This window comes from Streptomyces sp. NPDC030820, from assembly GCF_055572075.1.
The window spans coordinates 443,651-467,394 of record NZ_JBVIEB010000001.1 but is presented as its reverse complement, the minus strand read 5'-3'; the positions used below and the strand labels follow the sequence as shown (position 1 = coordinate 467,394).

Here is a 23,744-nt window from a genome sequence, read left to right as displayed (position 1 = left end):
AAGGCCCCCGGAGCTGATGCAGTTCCGGGGGCCTACACCTCACGTCACACGACTTATGCCTGCGGCAGCTTCTCCAGCTGGGCGGTGATGCGGGCGATGTCCTCGTCCGCCTTGGCGAGGCGCGTGCGGATCTTGTCCACCACGTGGTCCGGCGCCTTCGCCAGGAACGCCTCGTTGCCGAGCTTGGCCGTGGCCTGGGCCTTCTCCTTCTCGGCGGCGGCCAGGTCCTTGGCGAGGCGCTTGCGTTCGGCGGCCACGTCGATCGTGCCGGAGAGGTCGAGCGCGACCTCCGCGCCGGCGACCGGCAGGGTGGCCGTGGCCGTGAAGGAGTCGCCCTCCGGCTGCAGGCGCAGCAGCTGACGGATGGCGGCCTCGTGCGGGGCGAGGGCCGTACCGTCGAGCGTCAGGCGGGCCGGGACGCGCTGGCCCGGCTGCAGACCCTGGTCCGCGCGGAAGCGGCGGACCTCGGTGATGACCGACTGGAGGGTCTCGATCTCCCGCTCGGCATCGGCGTCGCGGAAGCCACTGTCCTCGGGCCAGTCAGCGATCACGACGGACTCGCCGCCCGTCAGCGTCGTCCACAGGGTCTCCGTGACGAACGGGACCACCGGGTGCAGCAGCTTGAGGGTGACGTCGAGGACCTCGCCCAGGACCCGCTTGCTGACCTCGGCCGGCTCGCCGCCCGCCTGGAAGACCGTCTTGGACAGCTCGACGTACCAGTCGAAGACCTCGTCCCACGCGAAGTGGAAGAGGGTGTCCGACAGCTTGGCGAACTGGAAGTCGTCGTAGTAGGCGTCGACTTCGGCCACGACCGAGTTCAGGCGGGAGAGGATCCAGCGGTCGGTCGCCGACATCCTCGCCGGCTCGGGCAGCGGGCCCTCGACCGTCGCGCCGTTCATCAGGGCGAACCGGGTGGCGTTCCAGATCTTGTTGGCGAAGTTGCGGGAGCCCTGGACCCAGTCCTCGCCGATCGGGACGTCGACGCCGGGGTTGGCGCCACGGGCCAGGGTGAACCGGAGCGCGTCGCTGCCGTACTTGTCCATCCAGTCCAGCGGGTTGACCGCGTTGCCGAAGGACTTCGACATCTTCTTGCCGAACTGGTCGCGGACCATGCCGTGCAGGGCGATGGTGTGGAACGGCGGGGTGCCGTCCATCGCGTACAGGCCGAACATCATCATCCGGGCGACCCAGAAGAAGAGGATGTCGTAGCCGGTGACCAGGACGGAGTTCGGGTAGAACTTCGCGAGCGACTCGGTCTGTTCGGGCCAGCCGAGGGTGGAGAAGGGCCACAGGCCGGAGGAGAACCAGGTGTCGAGGACGTCGGTGTCCTGGTGCCAGCCCTCGCCGGTCGGGGGCTCCTCGTCCGGGCCGACGCAGACGACCTCGCCCTCCGGGCCGTACCAGACGGGGATCCGGTGACCCCACCACAACTGCCGCGAGATGCACCAGTCGTGGAGGTTGTCGACCCAGTCGAAGTACCGCTTCTCCATCTCCTGCGGATGGATCTTGACGCGGCCGTCCCGGACGGCGTCGCCGGCTGCCTTCGCCAGCGGGCCGACCTTGACCCACCACTGCATCGACAGACGCGGCTCGATGGTGGTCTTGCAGCGCGAGCAGTGGCCCACCGAGTGGACGTACGGCCGCTTCTCGGCGACGATCCGGCCCTCGGCGCGCAGGGCGGCGACGATGGCGGAGCGGGCCTCGAGTCGGTCCAGGCCCTGGAAGGGACCGTGGGCCGTGATGACGGCGTGCTCGTCCATGATTGTGATGGACGGCAGGTCGTGCCGCTGGCCGATCTCGAAGTCGTTCGGGTCGTGGGCCGGGGTGACCTTGACGGCGCCGGTGCCGAACTCGGGATCGACGTGGGTGTCCGCGACGACCGGGATGGAGCGGTCGGTCAGCGGGAGCCTGATGAGCTTGCCGACGAGGTGCTTGTAGCGCTCGTCGTCGGGGTGGACGGCGACCGCGGTGTCGCCGAGCATCGTCTCGGCACGGGTGGTGGCGACGACGATGGTGTCGTCCCCCTCGCCGTACTTCATGGAGACGAGTTCGCCGTCGTCGTCCTGGTACTCGACCTCGATGTCGGAGATCGCGGTGAGGCACCGGGGACACCAGTTGATGATGCGCTCGGCTCGGTAGATCAGCTCGTCGTCGTACAGGCGCTTGAAGATGGTCTGGACGGCCTGGGACAGGCCCTCGTCCATGGTGAACCGCTCACGCGACCAGGCGACACCGTCACCCAGGCGCCGCATCTGGCCGCTGATCTGCCCGCCGGACTCGGCCTTCCACTGCCAGACCCGCTCGACGAACGCCTCACGGCCGAGGTCGTGCCGGGACTTGCCCTCCTTGCCGAGCTCGCGCTCGACGACGTTCTGCGTGGCGATACCGGCGTGGTCCATGCCGGGCTGCCACAGCGTCTCGTAGCCCTGCATGCGCTTACGGCGGGTCAGCGCGTCGATGAGGGTGTGCTCGAAGGCGTGGCCCAGATGCAGGCTGCCCGTGACGTTCGGCGGCGGGATGACGATCGTGTACGGCGGCTTGTCGCTCTTGGCGTCCGCCTCGAAGTAACCGCGCTCTACCCAGCGCTCGTACAGCGCGCCCTCTACATCGGCCGGCGCGTACTGGGTCGGCAGTTCGGAGTCGGGCGCGGGTGGCTGCTGCTGAGCGTTCTCGGTCACGGGGGTCAGTTTAGAGGTGTTACGGGGTGGTCCCGAAACACGTTTGTTCTGTAACGGTGCGGCCCCCGGTGCCGTGCGTTTCCTGTGCCTGGTCCAGGATGTCAGGAACACATAAGCATCTGGAGGGGAACCCAGAGATGAGCAACAACCAGCCGGGCCCGTACGGCGGGCCGCCCCAGCAGCCGGGTCCGTACGGCCAGCCGGGGCAGCCTGGCCCGTACGGCCAGCCGGGGCCCTACGGCCAGCCGGGCCCGTACGGCCAGCAGCCGCAGGCCCCGCAGCCCGGCTACGGCTACCCCCAGCAGGCGCCTCCGGCCGTCCCGCCGCAGCCGGGGTACGGCTACCCGCAGCAGGGCGGCGTGCCGCAGCAGCCGAACCCGTACGGCCAGCAGCCGGGTCACTACGGCCAGCAGCCGCCTTACGGCATGCCCCAGCCCCCGGCCCCGGCCGGCGGCAAGAAGAAGACGGGCCTGATCATCGGCGCGGTGGCCGTGGTGGCGGCCGTGGCGGTGGGCGCGTACTTGGCGATCGGCGGGGGCAGCGGCGGCAGCGGAAGCGTCGCGGACGACGGGCCGCACAAGCTGATCACGCCCGCGACGGTGATCAACGGGACGTACAAGAAGTCGGACCAGGACTCTGCCGATCAGGGCATGAGCCAGGACGATCTGAAGAAAACGGAGGCGCTGGGCGTCAAAGACCCCAAGGACGTGAGCGCCGGCTACAGCTACGGCTCGGGCGTCACCGGGAAGAGTCTCGGTTTCTCCGGGGTGTACGGCACCATCAACGACCCGGAGAAGGTCGTCGACGGCATGTTCGCGATGATGAAGGAGGAGTCCGCCAAGGACACGTCCGCCTCCAAGGGCAAGCTCGTCGGCAGCCCGCAGAAGATGTCGCCTTCCGGCTTCTCGAACGGCGTCATGAAGTGCCAGTCCATCGAGAGCAAAGAGACGGGCAAGACGATCACGACACCGATCTGCGCGTGGGCCGACCACAGCACCGTCGCATACGTCATCTCGTTCGACTTCGCGGGGATCGCCATGGGCAAGAGTCCGTCCATGGAGGACGCCGCCCAGCTGGCCGCAGATCTCCGCAACGACGTACGGGTGAAGGCCTGATAGGTACCTTAGGGCTTGACATGAGGAGGGGCCCCGGTCGGTCGACCGGGGCCCCTCCTCACGTCCAGGGCACTTACGCCGACTTCTGCTCCCCCGACCCCCGCCCCCGCGCATCCCGCGGAATCAGCGTCGGGTTCACGTTGGAGAGGACCACGTCGGCTGTGATGACCACGCGGGCCACGTCCTTGCGGGACGGGACCTCGTACATGACGCCCTGGAGGACTTCCTCCATGATGGCGCGGAGGCCTCGGGCGCCGGTCTGGCGGAGGATGGCCTGGTCGGCGATGGCCTCCAGGGCCTCGCGCTCGAAGTCCAGCTCCACGCCGTCGAGTTCGAAGAGGCGGTGGTACTGCTTGACCAGGGCGTTGCGGGGTTCTACCAGGATCTTGAGCAGGGCCTCGCGGTCGAGGTTGTGGACGCTCGTGATCACCGGGAGACGGCCGATGAACTCCGGGATCATGCCGAACTTGACCAGGTCCTCCGGCATGACGTCCTCGAAGACGTCCTTCGCCTCCAGCTCGCGCTTGGAGAGGATCGTTGCGCCGAAACCGATGCCCTTCGCCCCGGCACGCGACTCGATGATCTTCTCCAGGCCGGCGAAGGCGCCGCCCACGATGAACAGGACGTTCGTCGTGTCGATCTGGATGAACTCCTGGTGCGGGTGCTTGCGGCCGCCCTGGGGCGGGACCGAGGCCGTGGTGCCTTCCAGGATCTTCAGCAGCGCCTGCTGGACGCCCTCGCCCGAGACGTCACGGGTGATCGAGGGGTTTTCGCTCTTCCTCGCCACCTTGTCGATCTCGTCGATGTAGATGATCCCGGTCTCGGCCTTCTTGACGTCGTAGTCCGCCGCCTGGATCAGCTTCAGGAGGATGTTCTCCACGTCCTCGCCGACGTAGCCGGCCTCCGTGAGCGCGGTGGCGTCGGCGATGGCGAACGGCACGTTCAGCATGCGCGCCAGGGTCTGCGCGAGGAGGGTCTTGCCGGAGCCCGTGGGCCCCAGCAGGAGGATGTTGGACTTCGCCAGCTCGATGGCGTCGTCACGGCCGTTCGCGCCGCCGTTCTCGCCCGCCTGGACCCGCTTGTAGTGGTTGTACACCGCGACCGAGAGGGCCTTCTTCGCGGCCTCCTGGCCGACGACGTACCCCTCCAGGAACTCGTAGATCTCGCGGGGCTTGGGCAGCTCCTCCCAGCGCACCTCGCTGGTCTCCGCGAGCTCCTCCTCGATGATCTCGTTGCAGAGATCGATGCACTCGTCGCAGATGTACACACCGGGCCCTGCGATGAGCTTCTTGACCTGCTTCTGGCTCTTGCCGCAGAACGAGCACTTGAGCAGATCGCCGCCGTCACCGATGCGTGCCACGGTGTGCTTCCCCTTCGCCTGGGAGACGCCCGGACACTTTCGAGTCCAGCGGCTCCTGGTGCTGCCTTATGTCGACGGTACCTTGCCGGGCCCCGTGTTCGGGCCCCCCTTGGCAGGGTTCACTTTGACGTGAATCCTGCCAAGAGGGGCAAAGAGTATGCCGCGCCGCGTCAGCGGACGGCGGCGTTGTTCAGCTTGCGGGTGGAGATGATCTGGTCGACGAGGCCGTACTCCAGCGCCTCCTCGGCCGTGAGGATCTTGTCGCGCTCGATGTCCTCGCGGATCTTCTCGATCGGCTGGTTCGAATGCTTGGCCAGCATCTGTTCGAGCTGGTCACGCATCCGGGTGAACTCGTTCGCGATGATCTCCAGGTCGGAGAGCTGGCCGCGGCCGGTGGAGCCCGCCGGCTGGTGGATCAGGACGCGCGAGTTCGGCAGCGCCATGCGCTTGCCCGGCGTACCGGCGGCGAGCAGGATCGCGGCGGCGGAGGCCGCCTGCCCCATGCAGACCGTCTGGATGTCGGGCTTCACGAACTGCATCGTGTCGTAGATCGCCGTGAGGGCGGTCATGTCGCCACCGGGGCTGTTGATGTAGATCGAGATGTCCCGGTCCGGGTCCATCGACTCCAGGCACAGCAGCTGGGCCATGACGTCGTTGGCGGAGGCGTCGTCGATCTGGACGCCCAGGAAGATCACGCGCTCCTCGAAGAGCTTCGCGTACGGGTCGTACTCGCGGATGCCCTGGGAGGTGCGCTCGACGAAGCGCGGGATGACATAGCGGCTGTCGGGGCGGGGCCCTTCGTACATGCCGCTGGCGGCGCCGGGGAAGTTGCTCATGGGGTTCACCGTCCTGGTGGCGTTCGGGGGGCTGGTGTCTTCGCGGTGCGTGGCGTGGCCGGGCCGGTCAGGCACCGGTGCCGCCGCCTCCCGGAACACCCGAGGCGTGCGTGATGATCTCGTCAATGAGACCGTACTCCTTGGCCTCTTCCGGAGTGAACCAGCGGTCGCGGTCACCGTCGCGGATGATCGTCTCGACCGTCTGGCCGGAGTGGAACGCGGTCAGCTCGGACATGCGCTTCTTGGTGCGCAGCAGGTACTCGGCCTGGATCTTGATGTCCGAGACCGTACCGCCGAGGCCGGCGGAGCCCTGGTGCATCATGATGTCGGCGTGGGGCAGGGCGAAGCGCTTGCCCGCGGAACCGCCGGTCAGCAGGAACTGGCCCATCGAGGCCGCCATGCCCATGGCGATGGTGACCACGTCGTTCGGGATGTACTGCATGGTGTCGTAGATCGCCATGCCGGCGGTCACCGAGCCACCCGGGCTGTTGATGTAGAGGTAGATGTCCTTGTCCGGATCGGCGGCAAGGAGCAGCAGCTGCGCAGTGATCTTGTTGGCGATGTCGTCGTCGACTTGCTGGCCGAGGAAGATGATCCGCTCGCCGAGCAGCCGGTTGTAGACCTGGTCGCCGAGGCCACCACCGATGGAAGGCTCGCCGGCGGCGGAGGGCATCAGATTCGTCACGTATCCACCTGCTCGTCTTACGACGGCGCCGGGCCGTCTCATTGTTCTGCCTTTCATGGACCCTAACGCGAGGGTCCCTTCGGAGAATCCCGGGAATGCGGGTGTTCGCCGGGGGCGTAGCGCTCCGCTGGGGGACGAGTGCGGTTCGTAGGGGGTGGTTCGGTTGTCGTCGGGCCGCTGCCCCCCGGGTACCACAAACGGGCCCCGGGGAAAGTCCCCAGGGCCCGCTGTACGTGCCCTTACCGGCGCCGTAGGGCTGCTCAGCCCTCGGCGTTCTCCTCGGAGGTCTCTGACGCCTCGGCGGCCTCGACCGTCTCGATGGCGGCCTCGGTCTCCTCCTCGTCGTCCAGGTCGACGATCTCGCCGTTGGTGTCCTTCACCGTGGCGGACTCGACCACGACGGCCAGGGCCTTGCCGCGGGCGACCTCGCCGACCAGGAGGGGCACCTGGCCGCCCTCGACGACGGCCTGGGCGAACTGGTCGGGGGACATGCCGGAGGACGCCGCACGCCGCATGAGGTGCTCGGTGAGCTCCTCCTGGTTGACGTTGAGCTGCTCCTTCTTGACCAGCTCGTCCAGGACGAACTGGGTCTTGATGCCCTTGACCGCGGCCTCGCGGGTCTCGGCGTCGAACTCCTCGGCGGTCTTGCCCTGGATCTCCAGGTACTTGTCGAGGGTCAGGCCCATCTGGGCGAGCTGGTGGTGCTCCAGGTTGTGCTTGCGGGTGTTGATCTCGTCCTCGAGCAGCTTCTCGGGGACCGGGACCTCGACCAGCTCGAGGAGCTTCTCCAGGACGCGCTCCTGGGCCTGGGTGGCCTGGTCGAACTGCTTCATGTTCGCGAGGCGCTTGCGGCTGTCGGCCTTGAGCTCGTCCAGGGTGTCGAACTCGGAGGCGAGCTGCGCGAACTCGTCGTCCAGCGCGGGCAGTTCACGGGCGGCGACCTGGGTGACCTTGACGGTGACCTCGGCCTCCCGGCCCGCGGCGGAGCCGCCCTTCAGCTCGGAGGTGAAGGTGGCCTCGCCACCGGCCTCCAGGCCCTTCACGGCGTCGTCGATGCCGTCCAGCAGCTCACCGGAGCCGATGGTGTAGGAGACGCCGTTGGCGATGCCGTCCTCCAGCACCTCGCCGTCGACCTTGGCCTCCAGGTCGATGGTGACGACGTCGCCGTCCTCGGCGGCGCGCTCGACCGGGGAGGTGGAGGCGAAGCGCTCGCGCAGCTGCTCGACCGACTTCTCCACGTCCTCGTCGGTGACCTCGACGGCGTCGACCTCGACCTCGATACCGGAGTAGTCCGGGATCTCCAGGGCCGGGCGGACGTCGACCTCGGCGGTGAAGTTCAGCGTCTCGCCGTCCTTCAGCTCGGTGATGTCGACCTCGGGCTGGCCCAGCGGGCTGAGCTCGGCCTCGTTGACCGCCTCGGTGTAGAACTTCGGAAGCGCGTCGTTGACGGCCTCCTCCAGCACGGCGCCACGGCCGAACCGCTGGTCGATGACCCGGGCGGGGATCTTGCCCTTGCGGAAGCCCTTCACCGTGACCTGCTGGTTGATCTTCTTGTACGCCGCGTCGAGGCTGTCCTTGAGCTCCTCGAAGGGCACCTCGACAGTGAGCCGAACCCGGGTCGGGTTCAGGGTCTCCACGGCGCTCTTCACGGTTCGGTCTCCTTGTGGCTGACTTCTTGGTTTCTGCCGGAGCCAGACAGGTCCGGCGGATTCGCCGCCCGGAGGAGTTCGTAGGCCGAGTGGGCCGGGACACACGGGCGCGCAGCTTGCATAGTAACCGCAGCCGGTCAGCGCCCCAAAAGGCGATCATCACGACGTTGTGAGCAGGTGCGTGAGCAGGTGGTCGGGGTGGCGGGATTTGAACCCACGGCCTTCCGCTCCCAAAGCGGACGCGCTACCAAGCTGCGCCACACCCCGTCTGGTGCGACACGTAGGGTACATGCCCCGGCCGGTTACGTCGGCCGCATTCTTCGAGGCGGCGCGCGCGAGGGCTCCGGGGATCAACTCGTTGGCCTCGACGGCGGGCGACCCGCTACGATGCCTCCAGTGCCGCGGTCACCGACCTGCGGCTCGCTCTTGCGGGCGTAGCTCAATGGTAGAGCCCTAGTCTTCCAAACTAGCTACGCGGGTTCGATTCCCGTCGCCCGCTCTGTACGCCGAAGGCCCGGGCAAGAGGTTGGTTTCCTCTCCCCGGGCCTTCAGCCGTTCCGGGGCCGCTCAGCTCTCCGTGTCCCCCGCGTGGAGGAGAGACGGATGAGCGAGACAAAGCAGGAAGCCGGCCCGGTCGTGCAGGCCGCCGATCGCCATGCACAGGACAGCGCACGCGCCCTTACGGGTTCGCTTCCCGGGGGCCGGCCGGCGTCGCAGCACGATCATGTCCGGGCCGGAGGGGAAGCCCGGTCCGTGTCGCGCAGCGCCGTCGTCCCCGCACGCCCCGTTGGGTGAAGTGGTTCAGCGCGTCCCGGTTCGCCGGCCCCGCTCCGGTCAGAACTTGATCGAGCTGATGGAGTCCGCTATCGAGTTCAGGAAGCGGTCGATGGACGGGGCCATGCCGGTCGAGGCGAGGAAGAAGCCGAAGAGCACCGCGACGATCGCGGGTCCGGCCTTGAGGTTCCCCCCTCTCAGGAGCACCACAAGGATGATCGCCAACAGCAGCACCACAGACAGTGAAATGGCCACAACTGATCACACCCTCGGTCGGTCCGCTCTGCCGGCCCGGAGGTACGGCCCACGCACCCCCGCCAGAACCATCGTGCCACCAACCGGGGCCGCCCATGCGGCCCGTGACACAACGTCGGACACCCGGCCGAGGCGGGCGATACGCCGCAGGGTAATTCGACCGGGCCGTCCGCACCTGACTGCCCCGGGAATTACGCGACTTCGTTTCCGCCTCCACACATCCTGTGCGCAGGTAATTCGAATTGATGACACAGAGGCGCTGTATGCCCCATTTAGTCAGTATGAATCGGGACATCAGGGGTGAACGAACGGCCCCTGTGTGCGCACCATCACGTAGACAAAGACGGTGAGTTCGGTAAATCGGCGGGCATCCGGAGGCGTTAACCAGGAATGGCTGCGGGGGTTTTACGAAATCCCACGGACGACGCTAGGGTGCCTGAGATGTTTGACGCCGCCTCCTCCCCCGGCCAGAACCGCAGGCCGCTCCCCCCGGCAATGCCGCCGGCGGACGGAGTGCCCGGTCCGCGTACCCCGCTGAGTGCGCCGGAGCGGCGGGCGAATGAGGGCAGACCCGGCAAAGAGCACGGCGGCAAGCAGCGCGACTCGTTCTTCGACAACGCCAAGTACCTGGCGATCGTGCTCGTCGCGATGGGTCACTCGTGGGAGCCGCTGAAGGGCGACAGCCGGATCCTGGAGGGCGTGTACACGGTCGTGTACTGCTTCCACATGCCGGCGTTCATCATCATCTCCGGCTTCTTCTCGCGCAGTTTCGACATGCGCCCGGACCGGCTGAAGCGGCTGATCACCGGTGTCGTGGTGCCGTACGTCGTCTTCGAGACGGCGTACCCGACGTTCAAGAACCTGGTCACGGGCTCGCACGTGGAGATCAGCCTCCTCGATCCCTGGTATCTGACCTGGTTCCTGGTCGCGCTGTTCATCTGGCGGCTGACGACGCCGATCTGGAAGCTGGTGCGTTCGCCGTTCGCGGTCGCCCTCGGCATCGCCATGCTGGCGTCCGTCACCCCGAACATCGGTGACGACCTCGATCTGCAGCGCGTCCTGCAGTTCCTGCCGTACTTCGTGCTGGGCCTGTGCATGAAGCCCGAGCACTTCCAGCTGGTGCGCCGGCGTTGGCTGCGGATCGCCGCGGTGCCGGTGTTCGCCGCCGCGCTGGCCGTCGGCTGGTGGGCGGTGCCGCGCATGAACACCGCGTGGTTCTACCACCGGGACTCCGCCCAGGAGCTGGGCGCGCCCTGGTGGTGCGGCCCGGTGATGACGCTCGCGCTGATGGGCTGCTCGCTGCTGCTGACGGCCTGCTTCTTCGCCTGGGTGCCGCGCCGGAGGATGTGGTTCACCGCGCTCGGCGCGGGCACCCTGTACGGCTATCTGCTGCACGGCTTCCTGGTGAAGTTCGCCGACTACCGGGGCTGGTTCGACCACCCGTGGCTGCACCGCCCGCTCGGCGAGATCCTGGTGACCCTCGCCTTCGGGGCCGCCGTCACCCTGCTGTGCACCAGGCCCGTGCAGCGCGTCTTCCGGTTCGCGATGGAGCCGAGGATGGAGTGGGCGTTCAAGCAGGACGCGGCGGAACTCGCCCGCGAGCGGCAGCGCGGGGAACGTGAGCGCGAGAAGGCCGGCGCCTAGGACTCCGACGACTCCCCCAGACCGAGAAGTGCGCGCATCCGGGCGTACTTCTCGGTCAGTCGTCTCCGGGTCGGCTCGTCCAGGACCGCCAGCCGCTCCGGGTCGGCGTTGTGCGCCAGGTCGGCCTCCTTGACCAGCCGTGCGCCGTCCGTGGCGAGGATCCGCCCCGCATACGCCTCCGGCCCCTCCCCCGGCCGCTTGGTGAGGGCGTCCACGATGGCCTTGGTACGTGCGCTCAGGGCCGCCTGTTCCAGCCACTGGCGGGTGAGCGCGTCGTCCTCGACGGAGTCGTGCAGCCAGGCCGCCGCGATCTGTTCGGCGTCCCCGCCCCGGGCGCGCACACCGGCGGCGACGGCGGCGAGATGTTCGGCGTACGGCCGTCCCGCCTTGTCGGTCTGGCCGTCGTGGGCACTGCGGGCGACGGCCTCGACCTCGGCGAGCGTGAGCTGTGTCATCGGCCCAGTGTCGCTCAGGGCGTCGCCCGGCAGGTCACCCGGCATGTCGCTCAGCGGGGCGTCGCCGTCGCCTGGCGGCAGATCAACAGCAGGGCCCGGTCGTCGTTGACGTCCTTGGCGACCGCCTCGATGAGGTGCCAGGCCGCGCCGTGGAAGCCGCCGGCGACATAGCGGTCGGCCTCGCCGGTGAGCCGGTCGATGCCCTCGACGATGTCGCGGTCGGAGGTTTCCACCAGACCGTCCGTGAACAGCATCAACACGTCACCGGGGCGCAGCGAGCCCTTCACGGGGTCGAACTGGGCGCCGTCGTACACACCCAGCAGCGGCCCCTCGGCGGCCTTCTCCTCCCAGCGTCCGCTGCCCGCGCTCAGCTGCAGGCCTGGTGGATGGCCGGCGGTGTACAGCTCGTAGTCGCCGGAGTCGAGGTCCAGGACGAGATGGATGGAGGTGGCGAAGCCCTCGTCCCAGTCCTGGCGGAGGAGGTAGCCGTTCGCGGCCGGGAGGAAGGCGTGCGGGGGGAGGGAGCCCAACAGGCCCCCGAAGGCCCCCGACAGCAGCAGGGCGCGCGATCCGGCGTCCATGCCCTTGCCGGACACGTCCGTGAGCACGACCTCCAGCGTGCGGCCGCCGTTGGTGCGGGCCGCGACCACGAAGTCCCCGGAGAAGGACTGGCCGCCCGCCGGCCGCAGCGCCATCTCGTGGTGCCAGCCGTGCGGCAGCTTCGGCAGCTTGCTCTGCACCCGGATCCGCTCGCGCAGGTCGAACAGCATGGTGCCGCCGCGCCGCCACGGCACCCCGACCCGGCTGCGGAACTGGGCGGTGAGCAGCCCGAAGAAACCGCAGGCGGCCACCACCAGCACCACACCCGGGGTGACCCGGCTCGGCCCCTCGGTGTACGGGCCGAGCCGTACCGACTCCACGATCAGCGCGGTGGCGCCCGCCGCGTACAGGCCGAGCAGGCTCGCCGGACGCAGCAGCAGGCCGCCGGCGATGATCGGCAGCACCAGGGTGGCCGGGGAGCACCACACCGAGTCGGCCAGGGTCATGGACATGAGGACCGGGATGGTGAGCAGCAGTCCGGCGAACGCGATCCAGTCGGAGCCGTCGCCGCGGAAGTAGTCCACGGCGCTTCTGCGCAGGCCGGTGCGGGCCCGGTGCCACTGCATCCTCCACCGGGCCGTGAACTTCTCGGCCTTCGCGCGCCGCTCTCGTCCTGCTGCCATTAGTTCGGGACCCTATCCATCGGACCGGCTGCTTGGCACGGGAGGTCCCACTTGTCCCCCGTGCGGGGCTCGACTTCGCGGTTCGTCCTCACAGTGAACGGCACGCGGGGCCATCGCGCCGCCGTCCGGGAGAAATTCGCTGGCTCGTCCCGCAACGCCCTGGTACGCATGGCTCATGGGGACTGACCGGGGAACCGAGTTGAGGGTGCTGCGCGAGTCCGAATGGGACCGGTGGTACGACGTCCTGTACCGCGCCTTCGGCGCCTCGGCGGCACCGCCCGAGGAACGCGAACTGGACAGGTCCCTCACCGAGTTCGACCGCTCCATGGCCGCCTGGGACGGGGACGAGGTCGTCGGTACGACGGGGTCGTTCAGCTTCCGGCTGACGGTGCCGGGCGGGGCCGCGGTCCCGGCGGCCGGCGTGACCATGGTGAGCGTGGCGGCCACCCACCGGCGGCGCGGGGTGCTGACCTCGATGATGCGCCGGCAGCTGGACGACGTACGGGCGCTGGGCGAGCCGCTCGCGGTGCTGACCGCGTCCGAGCCCGCGATCTACGGCCGCTTCGGGTACGGCGCGGCCACCTTCCGGACGACCGCCGAGATCGACACGAGCCGGGTGACGCTGTCCCTGCCGCCGGGCGTGGCGGACGTACGACTGCGCTACGCGGCGCCCGCAGACGTCCTCGACGCCTGCGAGGCGGTCTACGCGGCGCTGGTGCCGCAGCGGCCCGGGATGCTGGCCCGGCAGCCCGGCTGGGAGCGGGCCGGTCTCCTCGACCCGGAGAGCGAGCGCGGCGGGGCGTCGGCGCTGCAGTGCGTGGTCGCCGAGCGGGAGGGCGAGGTGACGGGATACGTCCGCTTCACCACCAAGATCGGCTGGGGCGAGAGCGGGCACGACGGCACGGTGCAGCTGAAGGACCTGGCCGCGCTCGATCCCGTCACCGAGGCGGCGCTGTGGCGCTTCCTGTTCGGCATCGACCTGATGACGACGCTGTCGGTGGGGTCGCGGCCCGTCGACGACGCCTGGCGGTACCTGGTCTCGGACACCCGCCGCTGCCGGCCGCGCCTGAAGGACGACGCGTACGTCCGTCTCGTCGACGTCGGTACGGCACTGTCGGCGCGTACATACCAGGCGCCGGTCGATGTCGTGCTGGAGGTGGAGGACACCTTCTGCCCGTGGAACGCGGGGCGTTGGCGGCTGACGGGCGACACCAAGGGCGCGTCCTGTGAGCGTACGTCCGACCCCGCGGAACTCGCCCTCACCGTGCGGGAGTTGGGCGCGTCCTACCTCGGCGGCGTCACCCTGCTGTCGCTCGCCGCAGCCGGGCGGGTGCGCGAGCTGCGGCCAGGCGCGCTGACGGAGGCGTCGGTGGCCTTCGGCTCACCGGTGGCCCCGTGGCTGCCGCACGGCTTCTAGCGCCCGATCACCTCTGCTGGCAGGTGGGGCACCAGAAGAGGTTGCGGGCGGCGAGGCCGGCGGTGCGGATCTCCGCGCCGCAGATGTGGCAGGGCAGGGTGGCGCGGCGGTAGACGTACACCTCGCCGCCGTGGTCGTCCACGCGGGGTGGCCGGCCCATGGCCTCCGGGGTGTGCTCGGCCCGGACGGTGTCGATCCGGTTCTTCCGGACGCCTTCGTGCATCAGCTCGACGAGGTCGGCCCATATGGCGTCCCACTCGGCCGGGGTGATGTCCTTGCCCGCGCGGTAGGGGTCGATGCCGTGCCGGAACAGAACCTCCGCGCGGTAGACGTTGCCGACGCCGGCGACGATCTTCTGGTCCATGAGCAGCGCGGCGATCGTCGTACGGCTGCGGGAGATCCTGCGGTACGCCGCGTCCGGTTCCGCGTCCACGCGGAGCGGGTCGGGGCCGAGGCGGTCGTGTACGGCCTGCTTCTCGGGGTCGGTGATCAGTGCGCAGGTGGTGGGGCCGCGGAGGTCCACGTACGCCGTGTCGTGCGCGAGCCGGAGCCGGACGGTCTCGGTCGGCGGGGGCGCGGGGGCGTCACCGAAGCCGACCTTGCCGAAGAGGCCGAGGTGGATGTGGACCCAGTCGGTGTCCCGGAAGCGGAGGAAGAGGTGCTTGCCGTGGGCTTCGGTGGCCGTGAGTTCCGCGCGGTCCAGAAGGGCGGCGGCGTCGGAGAACTTGCCCTGGGGGCTGGTGACGCGCGGAGCGGTCCCGAGGAACCGCTCGGCGTAGTCCTGGGCCAGCCGATGGATGGTGTGCCCTTCCGGCACGGCGGGGGTGTCCTTTCCTTCGCCGCAAGACAGGGAGCTGGGCGCAGCACCAGGGAGGCCGGCCTTCCAGCCAACCGGGGGCGTGGCCCTCAGGGGGCCGCTACGGCTGCGGGTGGTGGGCCGGGATCGGCGGCAGGTCGCCCGTCGTCTCGTACGCCGACAGCATGTCGATCCGCCGGATGTGACGCTCGTCACCAGAGAACGGCGTGTTGAGGAAGACCTCGACGAACTTCGTCGCCTCCTCCGTGCTGTGCATACGCGCACCCACCGCCACCACGTTGGCGTTGTTGTGCTGCCGGCCGAGCGTCGCCGTCTCCTCGCTCCAGGCCAGCGCCGCCCGCACACCCTTCACCTTGTTCGCGGCGATCTGCTCACCGTTGCCGGAGCCGCCGATCACGATACCGAGGGCGTCGGGGTCCGCGGCCGTACGCTCTGCGGCACGCAGGCAGAAGGGCGGGTAGTCGTCCTGGGCGTCGTAGATGTGCGGCCCGCAGTCGACGGGCTCGTGACCCGCCGCCTTGAGCCACTCGACGAGGTGGTTCTTGAGTTCGTAGCCAGCATGGTCGGAGCCGAGATACACGCGCATGCCATGAGTGTGACACGCCCCATTCCAGGCAGCAGCCTCGGGTGGCGGCACCCCGCCAGGCCCCCGGGGAACACCCCGACAGACCTCGGAAAATGTGAGCAGCACCATAGAACCTCAAGGGAACCTCAAGTAACGATACGGATTCAGAGGTTCCCGAATCCGTTCGCCTCGGATTCACTGGACCGACTCGTACACCGCTCATACGAGCTGCTCCTCCTGGCGCAAAGGAAATCCGTCCATGACCCCTGGTTCGGGCCTTCAAGCAGGACTCAAGAACCGCCACCTGACGATGATCGCGATCGGTGGTGTCATCGGAGCCGGCCTCTTCGTCGGTTCCAGCTCCGGCATCGCCACCGCGGGACCGGGCATCCTCCTGTCCTACGCGATCGTCGGCACCCTCGTCGTCCTCGTGATGCGGATGCTCGGCGAGATGTCCGCCGCGAATCCGACCTCCGGCTCCTTCTCCGCGCACGCCGACCGTGCCCTCGGCGGCTGGGCCGGGTTCTCCATCGGCTGGCTCTACTGGTTCTTCTGGGTCGTCGTGCTGGCCGTCGAGGCCACCGCCGGCGCCAAGATCCTCTCGGGCTGGGTGCCGGGCATACCGCAGTGGGGCTGGGCGCTCATCGTGATGACCGTGCTGACCGCGACCAACCTGGTCTCCGTCGGCTCCTACGGCGAGTTCGAGTTCTGGTTCGCCGGTATCAAGGTCGTGGCGATCGGCGCGTTCATCGTCATCGGCCTGCTGGCCATCTTCGGCGTACTGCCGGGCGTCCACGCCGACAAGGCCTCCTTCGGCAACCTGACGAACCACGGCGGCTTCCTGCCGCACGGACCCGGCACCATCCTCACCGGTGTGCTGCTGGTCGTCTTCTCCTTCATGGGCAGCGAGATCGCCACGCTCGCGGCCGGCGAGTCGGAGGACCCGCAGCGCGCGGTCACCAAGTCCACCAACAGCATCATCTGGCGTATCGGCGTCTTCTACCTGGGCTCGATCCTGGTCGTGGTCTCGCTGCTGCCGTGGAACGACGCGTCCATCGCCAAGCAGGGCTCCTACGTCGCCGCGCTGAACTCGCTCGGCATCCCCAACGCCGGTCAGATCATGAACGTCATCATCCTGACCTCGGTGCTCTCCTGCCTCAACTCCGGCCTCTACACGGCCTCCCGCATGGCCTTCTCGCTCGGCGAGCGCGGTGACGCCCCGAAGGCGTTCGCCCGCACCACCTCCCGCGGTGTGCCGCTGACGGCGATCCTGGCCTCGGTCGTCTTCGGTTTCGTGGCGGTCTTCTTCAACTACGCCTACCCGGACACCGTCTTCCTCTTCCTGGTCAACTCGTCCGGCGCGGTGGCCCTGTTCGTGTGGCTCGTCATCTGCTTCTCGCAGCTGCGGATGCGGAGGATCATCCAGCGCGAGGCGCCGGAGAAGCTCGTCGTGAAGATGTGGCTGTACCCGTACCTGACCTGGGCGACGGCCGCCTTCATCGTCTTCGTCCTCGGCTACATGCTGACCGACACCAAGGGCGAGAGCAGCGGCCGTACGACCGTGCTGCTGTCGGTGGCGGTGGCGGCGGTCGTGGTGATCATCGCCGTGGTGAAGCAGAGGCTCGCGGCGAACCGCCCGGCCCCCGCGGTGGAGGCCCCGGCCGACAAGGTCTCCGTCGGCTGATCCGCCCTCCGGCTGGACATGGCCGCATAATCTGACGCCACCTGTCAGGTTATGCGGCCATGCTGCATGCCATGCCCTACGTGGACGACCACCTGGACCTGACCCTCCTCCGCCCCGGCGACACCGGCTACGACGGCGAACTCGCCGGCTTCCAGCTCGGCTTCGCCCAGCGGCCCGCCGTGATCGTGCCCGCCCGCTCGCCGGCCGACGTGGTGGCCGCCGTGCGGTACGCGGCTGCCGAGGGCCTGCCCGTCGGGGTGCAGGCGACCGGGCACGGGCTGCCCGGCGGATGCGAGGGCGGGCTGCTCGTCACCACCCGGCGGATGGACGGGATCACCGTCGACCCCGGGGCCCGTACCGTGCGGGTACAGGCCGGGGTGCGCTGGGGGCAGGTGGTCGCGGCGGCCGAGCCCTACGGGCTGGCGCCGTTGAACGGGTCGGCGCCCAGCGTGGGTGCGGTGTCGTACACCCTGGGTGGCGGACTCGGCATCCTCGCCCGGGAGTTCGGCTACACGGCCGACCATGTGCGGTGGCTGGAGCTCGTCACCGCCGACGGGGAGCTGCGGCACGTCACCCCGGACTCCGACCCCGAGCTGTACTGGGCGCTGCTCGGCGCCGGGCAGAACCTCGGGATCGTCACCGAGCTGGAGATCGGGCTCGTGCCGGTGCGGACGCTGTACGGCGGCTCGCTCGCCTTCGACGGGCGTGTGGTGGAACCGGCTGCCGTGCTGCGGGCGTACGAGGCCTGGACCCGGACCGTGCCCGACGGGCTGACCTCGTCCTTCGCCGCCGTACCGTATCCGGACCTGCCCGCGCTGCCCCCACAGTTGCGCGGGAAGTACGTCGTCTCGGTCCGGGTCGCCCACACCGGCGCCGGCGGCGAGCGGATCGTCGCCCCGCTGCGGGAGATCGGGCCGGTGCTCGCGGATTCCCTGCGCGAGATGCCGTACGCCGAGAGCCACACCATCCACAGCGATCCGGACTTCCCGCACGCGTACTACGGCGACAGCGCGGTGCTGCGGGAGCTGGACGTCGAGCTGGTCGGTGCGCTGCTGCGGGCGACCGGGCCAGGGGCGGACCTGATGGGTGTCGTGCAGATCAATCACCTGGGCGGCGCGCTCGCCCGTCCGGCGCCGAACGCGGTGCCGTACCGCGACGGGCGGTTCCTGGTGCGGCTGCTGACGGTCGGGGAGCGGGAGCGCGCCCGGGCGGTGCTCGACCCGGCGTTCGCACTGCTGGCCCGGGACACCCTCGGACGGTCCCTCAACTTCGCCTTCGGCGCCGGGGACCGGGGCGCCGGGCTGTACGACCTCGAAACGCGAAAGAGGCTCACCCGGGTCAAGGAGACCTATGACCCGGCGAACCTCTTCCGCAGGAACTACGGCGTCAGCGCGTGAGTCCTAGCGCTCGTTCGCGAACTTCCAGGCGGTGGGCAGCGCGCCCATCGCCAGGGCGGCCTTGAGGGCGTCGCCGATCAGGAACGGGGTGAGGCCGAGCGCCACGGCCTGGGAGAGGGAGAGGTGGGCCGCGACGGCCAGGTACGGCACGCCGACCGCGTAGATGATCGCCTCGCCGAGGAGCATCGTGCCCGCCATGCGCAGCGGCGAGCGGTCCGCGCCGCGCCGGGCCAGGGCGCCGACGGCCGCCGAGGCGAGCAGCATGCCGAGGATGTAGCCGAAGGAGACCGAGGCGGCGCCGGAGGTGCCGGCCGCGAACCACGGCACGCCCGCGACACCGGCGAGGGCGTACAGGGCGAGGGAGAGGAAGCCGCGGCGGGCGCCGAGCGCGGTGCCGACGAGCAGCGCGGCGAAGGTCTGGCCGGTCACCGGCACCGGGGAGCCGGGCACCGGGATCGCCACCTGGGCCGCGAGGCCGGTGAGCACGGCGCCGCCGACGACGAGGGCCGCGTCGCGGACGCGGGACGCGGGGAGCAGATCGGCGAGGACTGCGCCGGGGCGAGCGGTGGCGGTGGCGGTGCTCATGGGGACTCCGCGGGTGACGGGGACATGCTGGGACACCGTGACGCTATCCCAGCCGACTCGGGCTGATCACCGTCAGCGCTCGACAAAGGGCGGAAGGAGGGCTTGGTGGGCTTCGAACAAAGAGTGCCGGTTACACCGATCAGGGCGTGACCCTGGTCACTGAGGCAGGGACGCGCAGCTCACTCGGTGGGGCGCCGAGCGGACTGTGGGGTCCCGCCAAATGAATCCTGGTGCTCTGGTCGGATTCACCTTTCCTGCCCTACCCTTCCAGCCATGGTTGCCCAGGCCCGGTACTTCACCTCGCGTCGCTATGTCGACCTGCGACGCCAGGGCACGGCCACCTGTCACCGCCCGGGGTAGGGGCGGGCCCTGCGGCACGCCTCGCCTTTCCGAGACGTGTCGGCCCCGTTTCCTTCAGGACGGTCCCCCATGCCCCGTACCGCGGCATCCACCCTTGCCTCGCCCGTTCCGCGCGCCGCCGACAGCGACCGACGGCGCACCAGCGCCAGTGTCGTGCTGCGGTCCGTGCTGGAGCACGGGCCGGTGGCGCGCAGCACCGTCGCCCGGCTGACGGGGCTGTCGCCCGCGTCGGTCACCGAGCACTGTGCCCGGCTCGCCGAGCTCGGCCTGATCCGCGAGTCCGCCGCGCCCCGCCGCTCGAACGGGGTCGGCCGGCCGCATGTCCCCGTCGACCTGGACGACACGGGGTTCCTGGTCGGCGGGGTGCACGTGGCCGTGCCGTACACGACGGTCGCGCTGCTGGATCTGCGCGGCCGGGTGGTGGCCCGGCGTGAGCTGAAGCATGAACGGACCGATCCCGGCTGGGTGCTGGCGCGCGCCGCCGAGGGGCTCGCGGGACTGCTCGCCGGGGTGCCGGGCCGCCGGCCGCTGGGGGTCGGGGTGGCCCTCGGCGGCTGGGTGGACCGGGACACCGGCACCGTGGTCGAGCACGAGCTGCTGGGCTGGCGCGAGGTGCCGGTGCGGGAGCTGCTCGGCGCCCGCACCGGCCTGCCGGTCCATGTGGACGGGCACGCGCGGGCGTTGGTGCACGGGGAGCGGCTGTTCGGGCGGGTCCGGGGCAGCCGGAGCATGCTGCATCTGTTCGTGGGCAATGTGGTCGACGCGGCCTTCGCCACCAACGACGAGGTGCACCACGGGCCACGCTCGGCGGCCGGGGCGATCGCGCATCTGCCGGTGCCGGGCGGCACCGAGCCGTGCCCGTGCGGCCGTACCGGCTGCCTGCAGGTGGAGCTGAGCGAGCGGACGCTCAGCCGGCGGGCCCGCGCGGCCGGGGTGATCGGCTCGGCCAATCCGATGCACGTGGTGGCCGCGGCTGCGGCCGGCGACGAGGTGGCCCGGCGGCTGCTGGTCGAGCGGTCCCGGGCGACCGGCCGGGCGGCCGGGCTGCTGCTCGATGTGCTCAACCCGGAGACGGTCGTCGTCACCGAGGTCGGCGTGCTGCACTTCGAGGAGTGCCTGGGCGCGCTGCGGGAGGCGGCCGGAAATCGCCGTACGGCGGCGGTACTGCCGACGAGTTTCCCGGATTCCGTGCTGGCGATGGCGGGCGGATCCGTGGTGCTCGACGTGCTGTTCCGTGATCCGCTGGGTGCGTCACCTGAGGGTATTTAATTCAGAAACTCGGATTGTTGACAGGGGTCGCCCATGGCCAGGAACATGCTGGTCATGAGCCACCTCACGAGCTGTCGCACCATCTGTTGCTGACATATTGCCGCGCATGAAGCGCGTGTTTCCGCTGCGTGAGTTCTCTTCTCTCGGCTTGTCTTTCCCGGATTTCTTCCTGCCTTTCCAGCCCTTTTCTCCCGGGAGTCCTCCCATGCACCGTCGTGTCTTTCTCACCTCCCTGCTGGGCGCGTCCGCCGCCGCCGTGGGCCTCAGTGGCTGCGCCAAGGGCGATGCCGCCGCCGACACCCGGGGCGCCGCGACCAAGCCGCTCGCGGACAAGGTTCCGGCGGGCACCAGCCTGAGGATCGCCTCGTACCAGGGCCAGCAGCAGCTGCAGTTCCGGCTGGCGAAGCTGCCCGAGCTGCCCTTCACCGTGTCGAGCTGGGTGAACATCGGCGCCGGTCCCGATGTCATCAACGCCTTCCGCGCGGGCTCCCTGGACCTCGCCAACAACGCGGGCATCCCGCCGATCCAGGCGCACTACCAGGGCTTCGCCGCGAAGATCGTGGCGATCGACATCACCCGCAGGCCCAACTACCTCTTCGCCACCAAGCCCGGCAGCGACATCCACTCCATCGACGACTTCAGGGGCAAGCGGCTCGCGTTCTCGCAGGGGCAGGCCCAGGGTGTCGTCCTGCTGCGGGCGCTCAAGAAGGCGGGCCTCGCGTACGACGAGGTGAAGCTGGTCCCGCTGACCAGCAATCAGTTCCTCACCGCCCTGCAGTCCGGGCAGGTCGACGTCGCCCCGCTCGCCAACAGCCAGGCACCGGCCTACCTCAAGCAGTACGAGCCCAAGGGCGCCCGCACCATCCCCACCGACGTCGTCGACCTGCTCAACCTGCTGTGGGCCCCGCAGTCCGTGCTGAACGACCCCGCGAAGGCCGCCGCGATCGCCGCGTACATCCCGCAGTGGGCCCGGGGCCAGGTGTGGCAGTACGAGCACCCGGACGTCTGGAACGAGGAGTTCTACGTCAAGACGCAGAACCTGACCCCGGAGCAGGCGCGGGGCATCAGCAGGCTCGCCAACAAGCCGTTGTTCCCGCCGAGTTGGGACGAGGCGATCAAGTGGGAGCAGGAGACGGCCGATCTGCTCGCCGAGGGCGGGTTCGTGAAGAAGTTCGACGTCTCCTCGCTCTTCGACCACCGCTTCGAGTCCATCGCCGCCGAGGCCGTACCCGAGGAGTACCGGAAATGACCGCCGTGACCACGACGACGACCGCCGTCGCGGCGGCAGAGGCGGGGGAGGTCCCCCAGGTCCGCAGGCGCCGCCGCCTCTCCCCCGGCCGCCGGCTGCCCGCGGCCCCGCTGGCCGGCCCGTTGCTGGTGCTCGTCCTGTGGGCGGCGGCCTCGGCCGCCGGAGCCCTCGACACCGGTGCGATTCCCGCGCCGTGGACGGTGCTGAGGACCGCAGGCCGTCTGTGGACCGACGGCACCCTGCCCACCGACGTCCTGACCTCGCTGAGGCGGGCCGGATACGGCTTCGCGATCGGTCTGGCCGCGGGCGTGCTGCTCGCGCTCGCCTCCGGGCTCAGCCGCGCCGGGGAGGCGCTGATCGACGGGACCGTGCAGCTCAACCGGGCGATCCCGACCCTCGGCCTGATCCCGCTGTTCATCCTCTGGCTGGGCATCGGGGAGACCTTCAAGGTCGCCATCATCGCGATCGTCGTCTACATCCCGATCTATCTGAACACGCATGCCGCGCTGGCCGGCATCGACAGCCGGTACGTCGAACTCGCCGAGGTGCAGGGCCTGTCCCGGCCGGCCTTCATCCGCCAGGTGGTGATCCCCGGCGCGCTGCCCGGGTTCTTCGTGGGACTCCGGCTCGGTGTGACCAGCTCCTGGCTGGCCCTGGTGGTGCTGGAGCAGATCAACGCCACCAGCGGCCTCGGCTATCTGATGTTCCAGGCGCAGAACTACGGCCAGAGCGACGTCATCCTGGTCGGCCTGCTGGTCTACGGCGTCTTCGGCCTGGTCTCCGACAGCGCGGTCCGTCTGATCGAACGGAGGGTGCTGTCGTGGCGCCGCACACTGAACAACTGACCCGGCCCGCCGTCCGGCTCCAGGGCCTGAGCCGCTCCTTCGGCGGCCGTACGGTCCTCGACGGCATCGACCTCGACCTGCCTCCCGGCCAGTTCACGGCCCTGCTCGGGCACAGCGGCTCGGGCAAGAGCACGCTGCTGCGGGCGGTCGCCGGACTCGACCACGGGGTCGCCGGCAGCGGGCGGCTCAGCGCCCCCGAGCGGGTCTCGGTCGTCTTCCAGGACTCCCGGCTGCTGCCCTGGCGCCGGGTGCTGGACAACGTCCTGCTCGGCACCGACGGCAAGGACGCCGAGGAGCGCGGCCGGGCCGCCCTCGCCGAGGTCGGGCTGAAGGGCCGCGAGCGGGCCTGGCCGGGCGAGCTGTCCGGCGGTGAGGCCCAGCGGGCCGCGCTCGCCCGCTCCCTGGTCCGTGAGCCCGAACTCCTGCTGGCCGACGAGCCGTTCGGCGCGCTGGACGCGCTCACCCGGATCAAGATGCACAGCCTGCTGCGCGACCTGTGGCAGCGCCACCGCCCGTCCGTCCTCCTGGTCACCCACGACGTCGACGAGGCGATCGTGCTCGCCGACCGGGTCCTCGTCCTGGACCAGGGCCACATAGCCCTCGACCTCACCATCGACCACCCCCACCCACGCTCCTACCGCGAGCCGGTCCTGGGCGAGTACCGCGAACGACTGCTGACCGCACTCGGCGTCACGGAGGACCACGGATGACCCGCCGCCCCCACCCCAACCCACCCTCCCGGAACACCCGCCACCAGCTCGAACCGCCGCAGCGCCGCAGGCACCACGTCGACGAGGCGATCGTGCTCGCCGACCGGGTCCTCGTCCTGGACCAGGGCCACATAGCCCTCGACCTCACCATCGACCACCCCCACCCACGCTC

At 69.7% G+C, this 23,744-nt stretch carries 20 protein-coding genes, 2 tRNA genes and 1 pseudogene; 11 read left to right on the top strand and 12 right to left on the bottom strand.

Going from position 1 to position 23,744, the window contains the following annotated elements; genetic code table 11:
* Window positions 1–53: 53 nt before the first annotated feature.
* Window positions 54–2,678, bottom strand: coding sequence for a valine--tRNA ligase (locus ACZ418_RS02140; RefSeq protein WP_468355529.1), 2,625 nt, complete (start codon window positions 2,676–2,678; stop codon window positions 54–56).
* Between the two features lie 137 nt (window positions 2,679–2,815).
* On the opposite strand from ACZ418_RS02140, the gene ACZ418_RS02135 reads away from it, so the two are divergent.
* Window positions 2,816–3,793 (top strand): hypothetical protein, encoded by a 978-nt coding sequence (locus tag ACZ418_RS02135; RefSeq protein ID WP_468355526.1) that lies wholly within the window; start codon window positions 2,816–2,818, stop codon window positions 3,791–3,793.
* A gap of 73 nt (window positions 3,794–3,866) precedes the next feature.
* On the opposite strand, the gene clpX is transcribed toward ACZ418_RS02135, so the two are convergent.
* The 5 genes from clpX to ACZ418_RS02110 form a co-directional block, all read right to left on the bottom strand.
* On the bottom strand, window positions 3,867–5,153 hold the full coding sequence (clpX, locus tag ACZ418_RS02130; protein ID WP_468355523.1) for an ATP-dependent Clp protease ATP-binding subunit ClpX: 1,287 nt from the start codon (window positions 5,151–5,153) through the stop codon (window positions 3,867–3,869).
* A gap of 170 nt (window positions 5,154–5,323) precedes the next feature.
* Window positions 5,324–5,989 carry an ATP-dependent Clp protease proteolytic subunit gene (locus tag ACZ418_RS02125; RefSeq protein WP_468355520.1) on the bottom strand — a complete coding sequence of 222 codons (666 nt, stop codon included), beginning with the start codon at window positions 5,987–5,989 and terminating at the stop codon, window positions 5,324–5,326.
* A gap of 67 nt (window positions 5,990–6,056) precedes the next feature.
* Window positions 6,057–6,662 (bottom strand): ATP-dependent Clp protease proteolytic subunit, encoded by a 606-nt coding sequence (locus ACZ418_RS02120; protein WP_468356854.1) that lies wholly within the window; start codon window positions 6,660–6,662, stop codon window positions 6,057–6,059.
* 272 nt (window positions 6,663–6,934) lie between these two features.
* Window positions 6,935–8,323: a trigger factor gene (gene tig / locus ACZ418_RS02115; RefSeq protein WP_468355517.1), complete on the bottom strand. Its 1,389-nt coding sequence runs from the start codon at window positions 8,321–8,323 to the stop codon at window positions 6,935–6,937.
* Window positions 8,324–8,513: 190 nt separating this feature from the next.
* A tRNA-Pro gene (locus tag ACZ418_RS02110) sits at window positions 8,514–8,590 on the bottom strand.
* Between the two features lie 161 nt (window positions 8,591–8,751).
* On the opposite strand from ACZ418_RS02110, the gene ACZ418_RS02105 reads away from it, so the two are divergent.
* A tRNA-Gly gene (locus ACZ418_RS02105) sits at window positions 8,752–8,822 on the top strand.
* Between the two features lie 335 nt (window positions 8,823–9,157).
* On the opposite strand, the gene ACZ418_RS02100 is transcribed toward ACZ418_RS02105, so the two are convergent.
* The gene (locus tag ACZ418_RS02100) at window positions 9,158–9,352 is read right to left on the bottom strand and encodes a hypothetical protein (RefSeq protein ID WP_450985869.1); all 195 of its coding nucleotides are present in this window, start codon (window positions 9,350–9,352) and stop codon (window positions 9,158–9,160) included.
* Window positions 9,353–9,847: 495 nt separating this feature from the next.
* On the opposite strand from ACZ418_RS02100, the gene ACZ418_RS02095 reads away from it, so the two are divergent.
* Window positions 9,848–10,996 (top strand): acyltransferase family protein, encoded by a 1,149-nt coding sequence (locus tag ACZ418_RS02095; protein ID WP_468356851.1) that lies wholly within the window; start codon window positions 9,848–9,850, stop codon window positions 10,994–10,996.
* Here ACZ418_RS02095 and ACZ418_RS02090 read toward each other — a convergent pair.
* Together ACZ418_RS02090 and ACZ418_RS02085 are read right to left on the bottom strand one after the other, a co-directional pair.
* Entirely contained in the window at window positions 10,993–11,451 is a 459-nt protein-coding gene (locus ACZ418_RS02090; protein WP_468355514.1) for an HD domain-containing protein, read from the bottom strand. The two genes, ACZ418_RS02095 and ACZ418_RS02090, sit on opposite strands and share 4 nt — an antisense overlap.
* Before the next feature lie 50 nt (window positions 11,452–11,501).
* Window positions 11,502–12,674, bottom strand: coding sequence for a SpoIIE family protein phosphatase (locus ACZ418_RS02085; protein ID WP_468355511.1), 1,173 nt, complete (start codon window positions 12,672–12,674; stop codon window positions 11,502–11,504).
* Window positions 12,675–12,849: 175 nt separating this feature from the next.
* Here ACZ418_RS02085 and ACZ418_RS02080 point away from each other — a divergent pair, with 175 nt between their 5' ends.
* Complete coding sequence (locus tag ACZ418_RS02080) at window positions 12,850–14,091, top strand: GNAT family N-acetyltransferase (protein ID WP_468355508.1); 1,242 nt, start codon at window positions 12,850–12,852, stop codon at window positions 14,089–14,091.
* 7 nt (window positions 14,092–14,098) lie between these two features.
* On the opposite strand, the gene ACZ418_RS02075 is transcribed toward ACZ418_RS02080, so the two are convergent.
* Together ACZ418_RS02075 and ACZ418_RS02070 are read right to left on the bottom strand one after the other, a co-directional pair.
* Window positions 14,099–14,908, bottom strand: coding sequence for an Fpg/Nei family DNA glycosylase (locus ACZ418_RS02075; RefSeq protein ID WP_468355505.1), 810 nt, complete (start codon window positions 14,906–14,908; stop codon window positions 14,099–14,101).
* Between the two features lie 100 nt (window positions 14,909–15,008).
* Entirely contained in the window at window positions 15,009–15,494 is a 486-nt protein-coding gene (locus ACZ418_RS02070; protein ID WP_468355502.1) for a ribose-5-phosphate isomerase, read from the bottom strand.
* A 238-nt stretch (window positions 15,495–15,732) separates the two neighbouring features.
* On the opposite strand from ACZ418_RS02070, the gene ACZ418_RS02065 reads away from it, so the two are divergent.
* Window positions 15,733–17,157 carry an amino acid permease gene (locus ACZ418_RS02065; RefSeq protein ID WP_468355499.1) on the top strand — a complete coding sequence of 475 codons (1,425 nt, stop codon included), beginning with the start codon at window positions 15,733–15,735 and terminating at the stop codon, window positions 17,155–17,157.
* Between the two features lie 71 nt (window positions 17,158–17,228).
* A complete protein-coding gene (locus tag ACZ418_RS02060; RefSeq protein WP_468355496.1) occupies window positions 17,229–18,554 on the top strand; it encodes an FAD-binding oxidoreductase in 1,326 nt (441 codons plus the stop codon).
* Between the two features lie 3 nt (window positions 18,555–18,557).
* On the opposite strand, the gene ACZ418_RS02055 is transcribed toward ACZ418_RS02060, so the two are convergent.
* Window positions 18,558–19,139 (bottom strand): biotin transporter BioY, encoded by a 582-nt coding sequence (locus ACZ418_RS02055; RefSeq protein ID WP_468355493.1) that lies wholly within the window; start codon window positions 19,137–19,139, stop codon window positions 18,558–18,560.
* 429 nt (window positions 19,140–19,568) lie between these two features.
* Here ACZ418_RS02055 and ACZ418_RS02050 point away from each other — a divergent pair, with 429 nt between their 5' ends.
* From ACZ418_RS02050 to ACZ418_RS02030, 5 genes and pseudogenes are all read left to right on the top strand, one after another.
* Window positions 19,569–20,768 carry an ROK family protein gene (locus ACZ418_RS02050; RefSeq protein ID WP_468355490.1) on the top strand — a complete coding sequence of 400 codons (1,200 nt, stop codon included), beginning with the start codon at window positions 19,569–19,571 and terminating at the stop codon, window positions 20,766–20,768.
* 205 nt (window positions 20,769–20,973) lie between these two features.
* Complete coding sequence (locus ACZ418_RS02045) at window positions 20,974–22,017, top strand: ABC transporter substrate-binding protein (RefSeq protein WP_468355487.1); 1,044 nt, start codon at window positions 20,974–20,976, stop codon at window positions 22,015–22,017.
* Window positions 22,014–22,862: an ABC transporter permease gene (locus tag ACZ418_RS02040; protein WP_468355484.1), complete on the top strand. Its 849-nt coding sequence runs from the start codon at window positions 22,014–22,016 to the stop codon at window positions 22,860–22,862. Before ACZ418_RS02045 ends, ACZ418_RS02040 begins: the two co-directional genes overlap by 4 nt.
* Window positions 22,838–23,572: an ABC transporter ATP-binding protein gene (locus tag ACZ418_RS02035; protein ID WP_468355481.1), complete on the top strand. Its 735-nt coding sequence runs from the start codon at window positions 22,838–22,840 to the stop codon at window positions 23,570–23,572. Before ACZ418_RS02040 ends, ACZ418_RS02035 begins: the two co-directional genes overlap by 25 nt.
* Before the next feature lie 71 nt (window positions 23,573–23,643).
* Window positions 23,644–23,744, top strand: a pseudogene (locus ACZ418_RS02030) (sulfonate ABC transporter ATP-binding protein); the annotation flags it as partial.

Bases quoted from the DNA above. Each gene is read 5' to 3' on its own strand.
- ACZ418_RS02090 (WP_468355514.1), bottom strand. From the start codon at position 11,451: ATGACACAGCTCACGCTCGCCGAGGTCGAGGCCGTCGCCCGCAGTGCC.
- ACZ418_RS02080 (WP_468355508.1), top strand. From the start codon at position 12,850: ATGGGGACTGACCGGGGAACCGAGTTGAGGGTGCTGCGCGAGTCCGAA.
- ACZ418_RS02070 (WP_468355502.1), bottom strand. From the start codon at position 15,494: ATGCGCGTGTATCTCGGCTCCGACCATGCTGGCTACGAACTCAAGAAC.
- ACZ418_RS02085 (WP_468355511.1), bottom strand. From the start codon at position 12,674: ATGGCAGCAGGACGAGAGCGGCGCGCGAAGGCCGAGAAGTTCACGGCC.
- ACZ418_RS02120 (WP_468356854.1), bottom strand. From the start codon at position 6,662: ATGCCCTCCGCCGCCGGCGAGCCTTCCATCGGTGGTGGCCTCGGCGAC.
- ACZ418_RS02040 (WP_468355484.1), top strand. From the start codon at position 22,014: ATGACCGCCGTGACCACGACGACGACCGCCGTCGCGGCGGCAGAGGCG.
- ACZ418_RS02050 (WP_468355490.1), top strand. From the start codon at position 19,569: ATGCCCCGTACCGCGGCATCCACCCTTGCCTCGCCCGTTCCGCGCGCC.
- ACZ418_RS02045 (WP_468355487.1), top strand. From the start codon at position 20,974: ATGCACCGTCGTGTCTTTCTCACCTCCCTGCTGGGCGCGTCCGCCGCC.
- ACZ418_RS02060 (WP_468355496.1), top strand. From the start codon at position 17,229: ATGCCCTACGTGGACGACCACCTGGACCTGACCCTCCTCCGCCCCGGC.
- ACZ418_RS02125 (WP_468355520.1), bottom strand. From the start codon at position 5,989: ATGAGCAACTTCCCCGGCGCCGCCAGCGGCATGTACGAAGGGCCCCGC.
- ACZ418_RS02135 (WP_468355526.1), top strand. From the start codon at position 2,816: ATGAGCAACAACCAGCCGGGCCCGTACGGCGGGCCGCCCCAGCAGCCG.
- ACZ418_RS02065 (WP_468355499.1), top strand. From the start codon at position 15,733: ATGACCCCTGGTTCGGGCCTTCAAGCAGGACTCAAGAACCGCCACCTG.
- ACZ418_RS02055 (WP_468355493.1), bottom strand. From the start codon at position 19,139: ATGAGCACCGCCACCGCCACCGCTCGCCCCGGCGCAGTCCTCGCCGAT.
- ACZ418_RS02095 (WP_468356851.1), top strand. From the start codon at position 9,848: ATGCCGCCGGCGGACGGAGTGCCCGGTCCGCGTACCCCGCTGAGTGCG.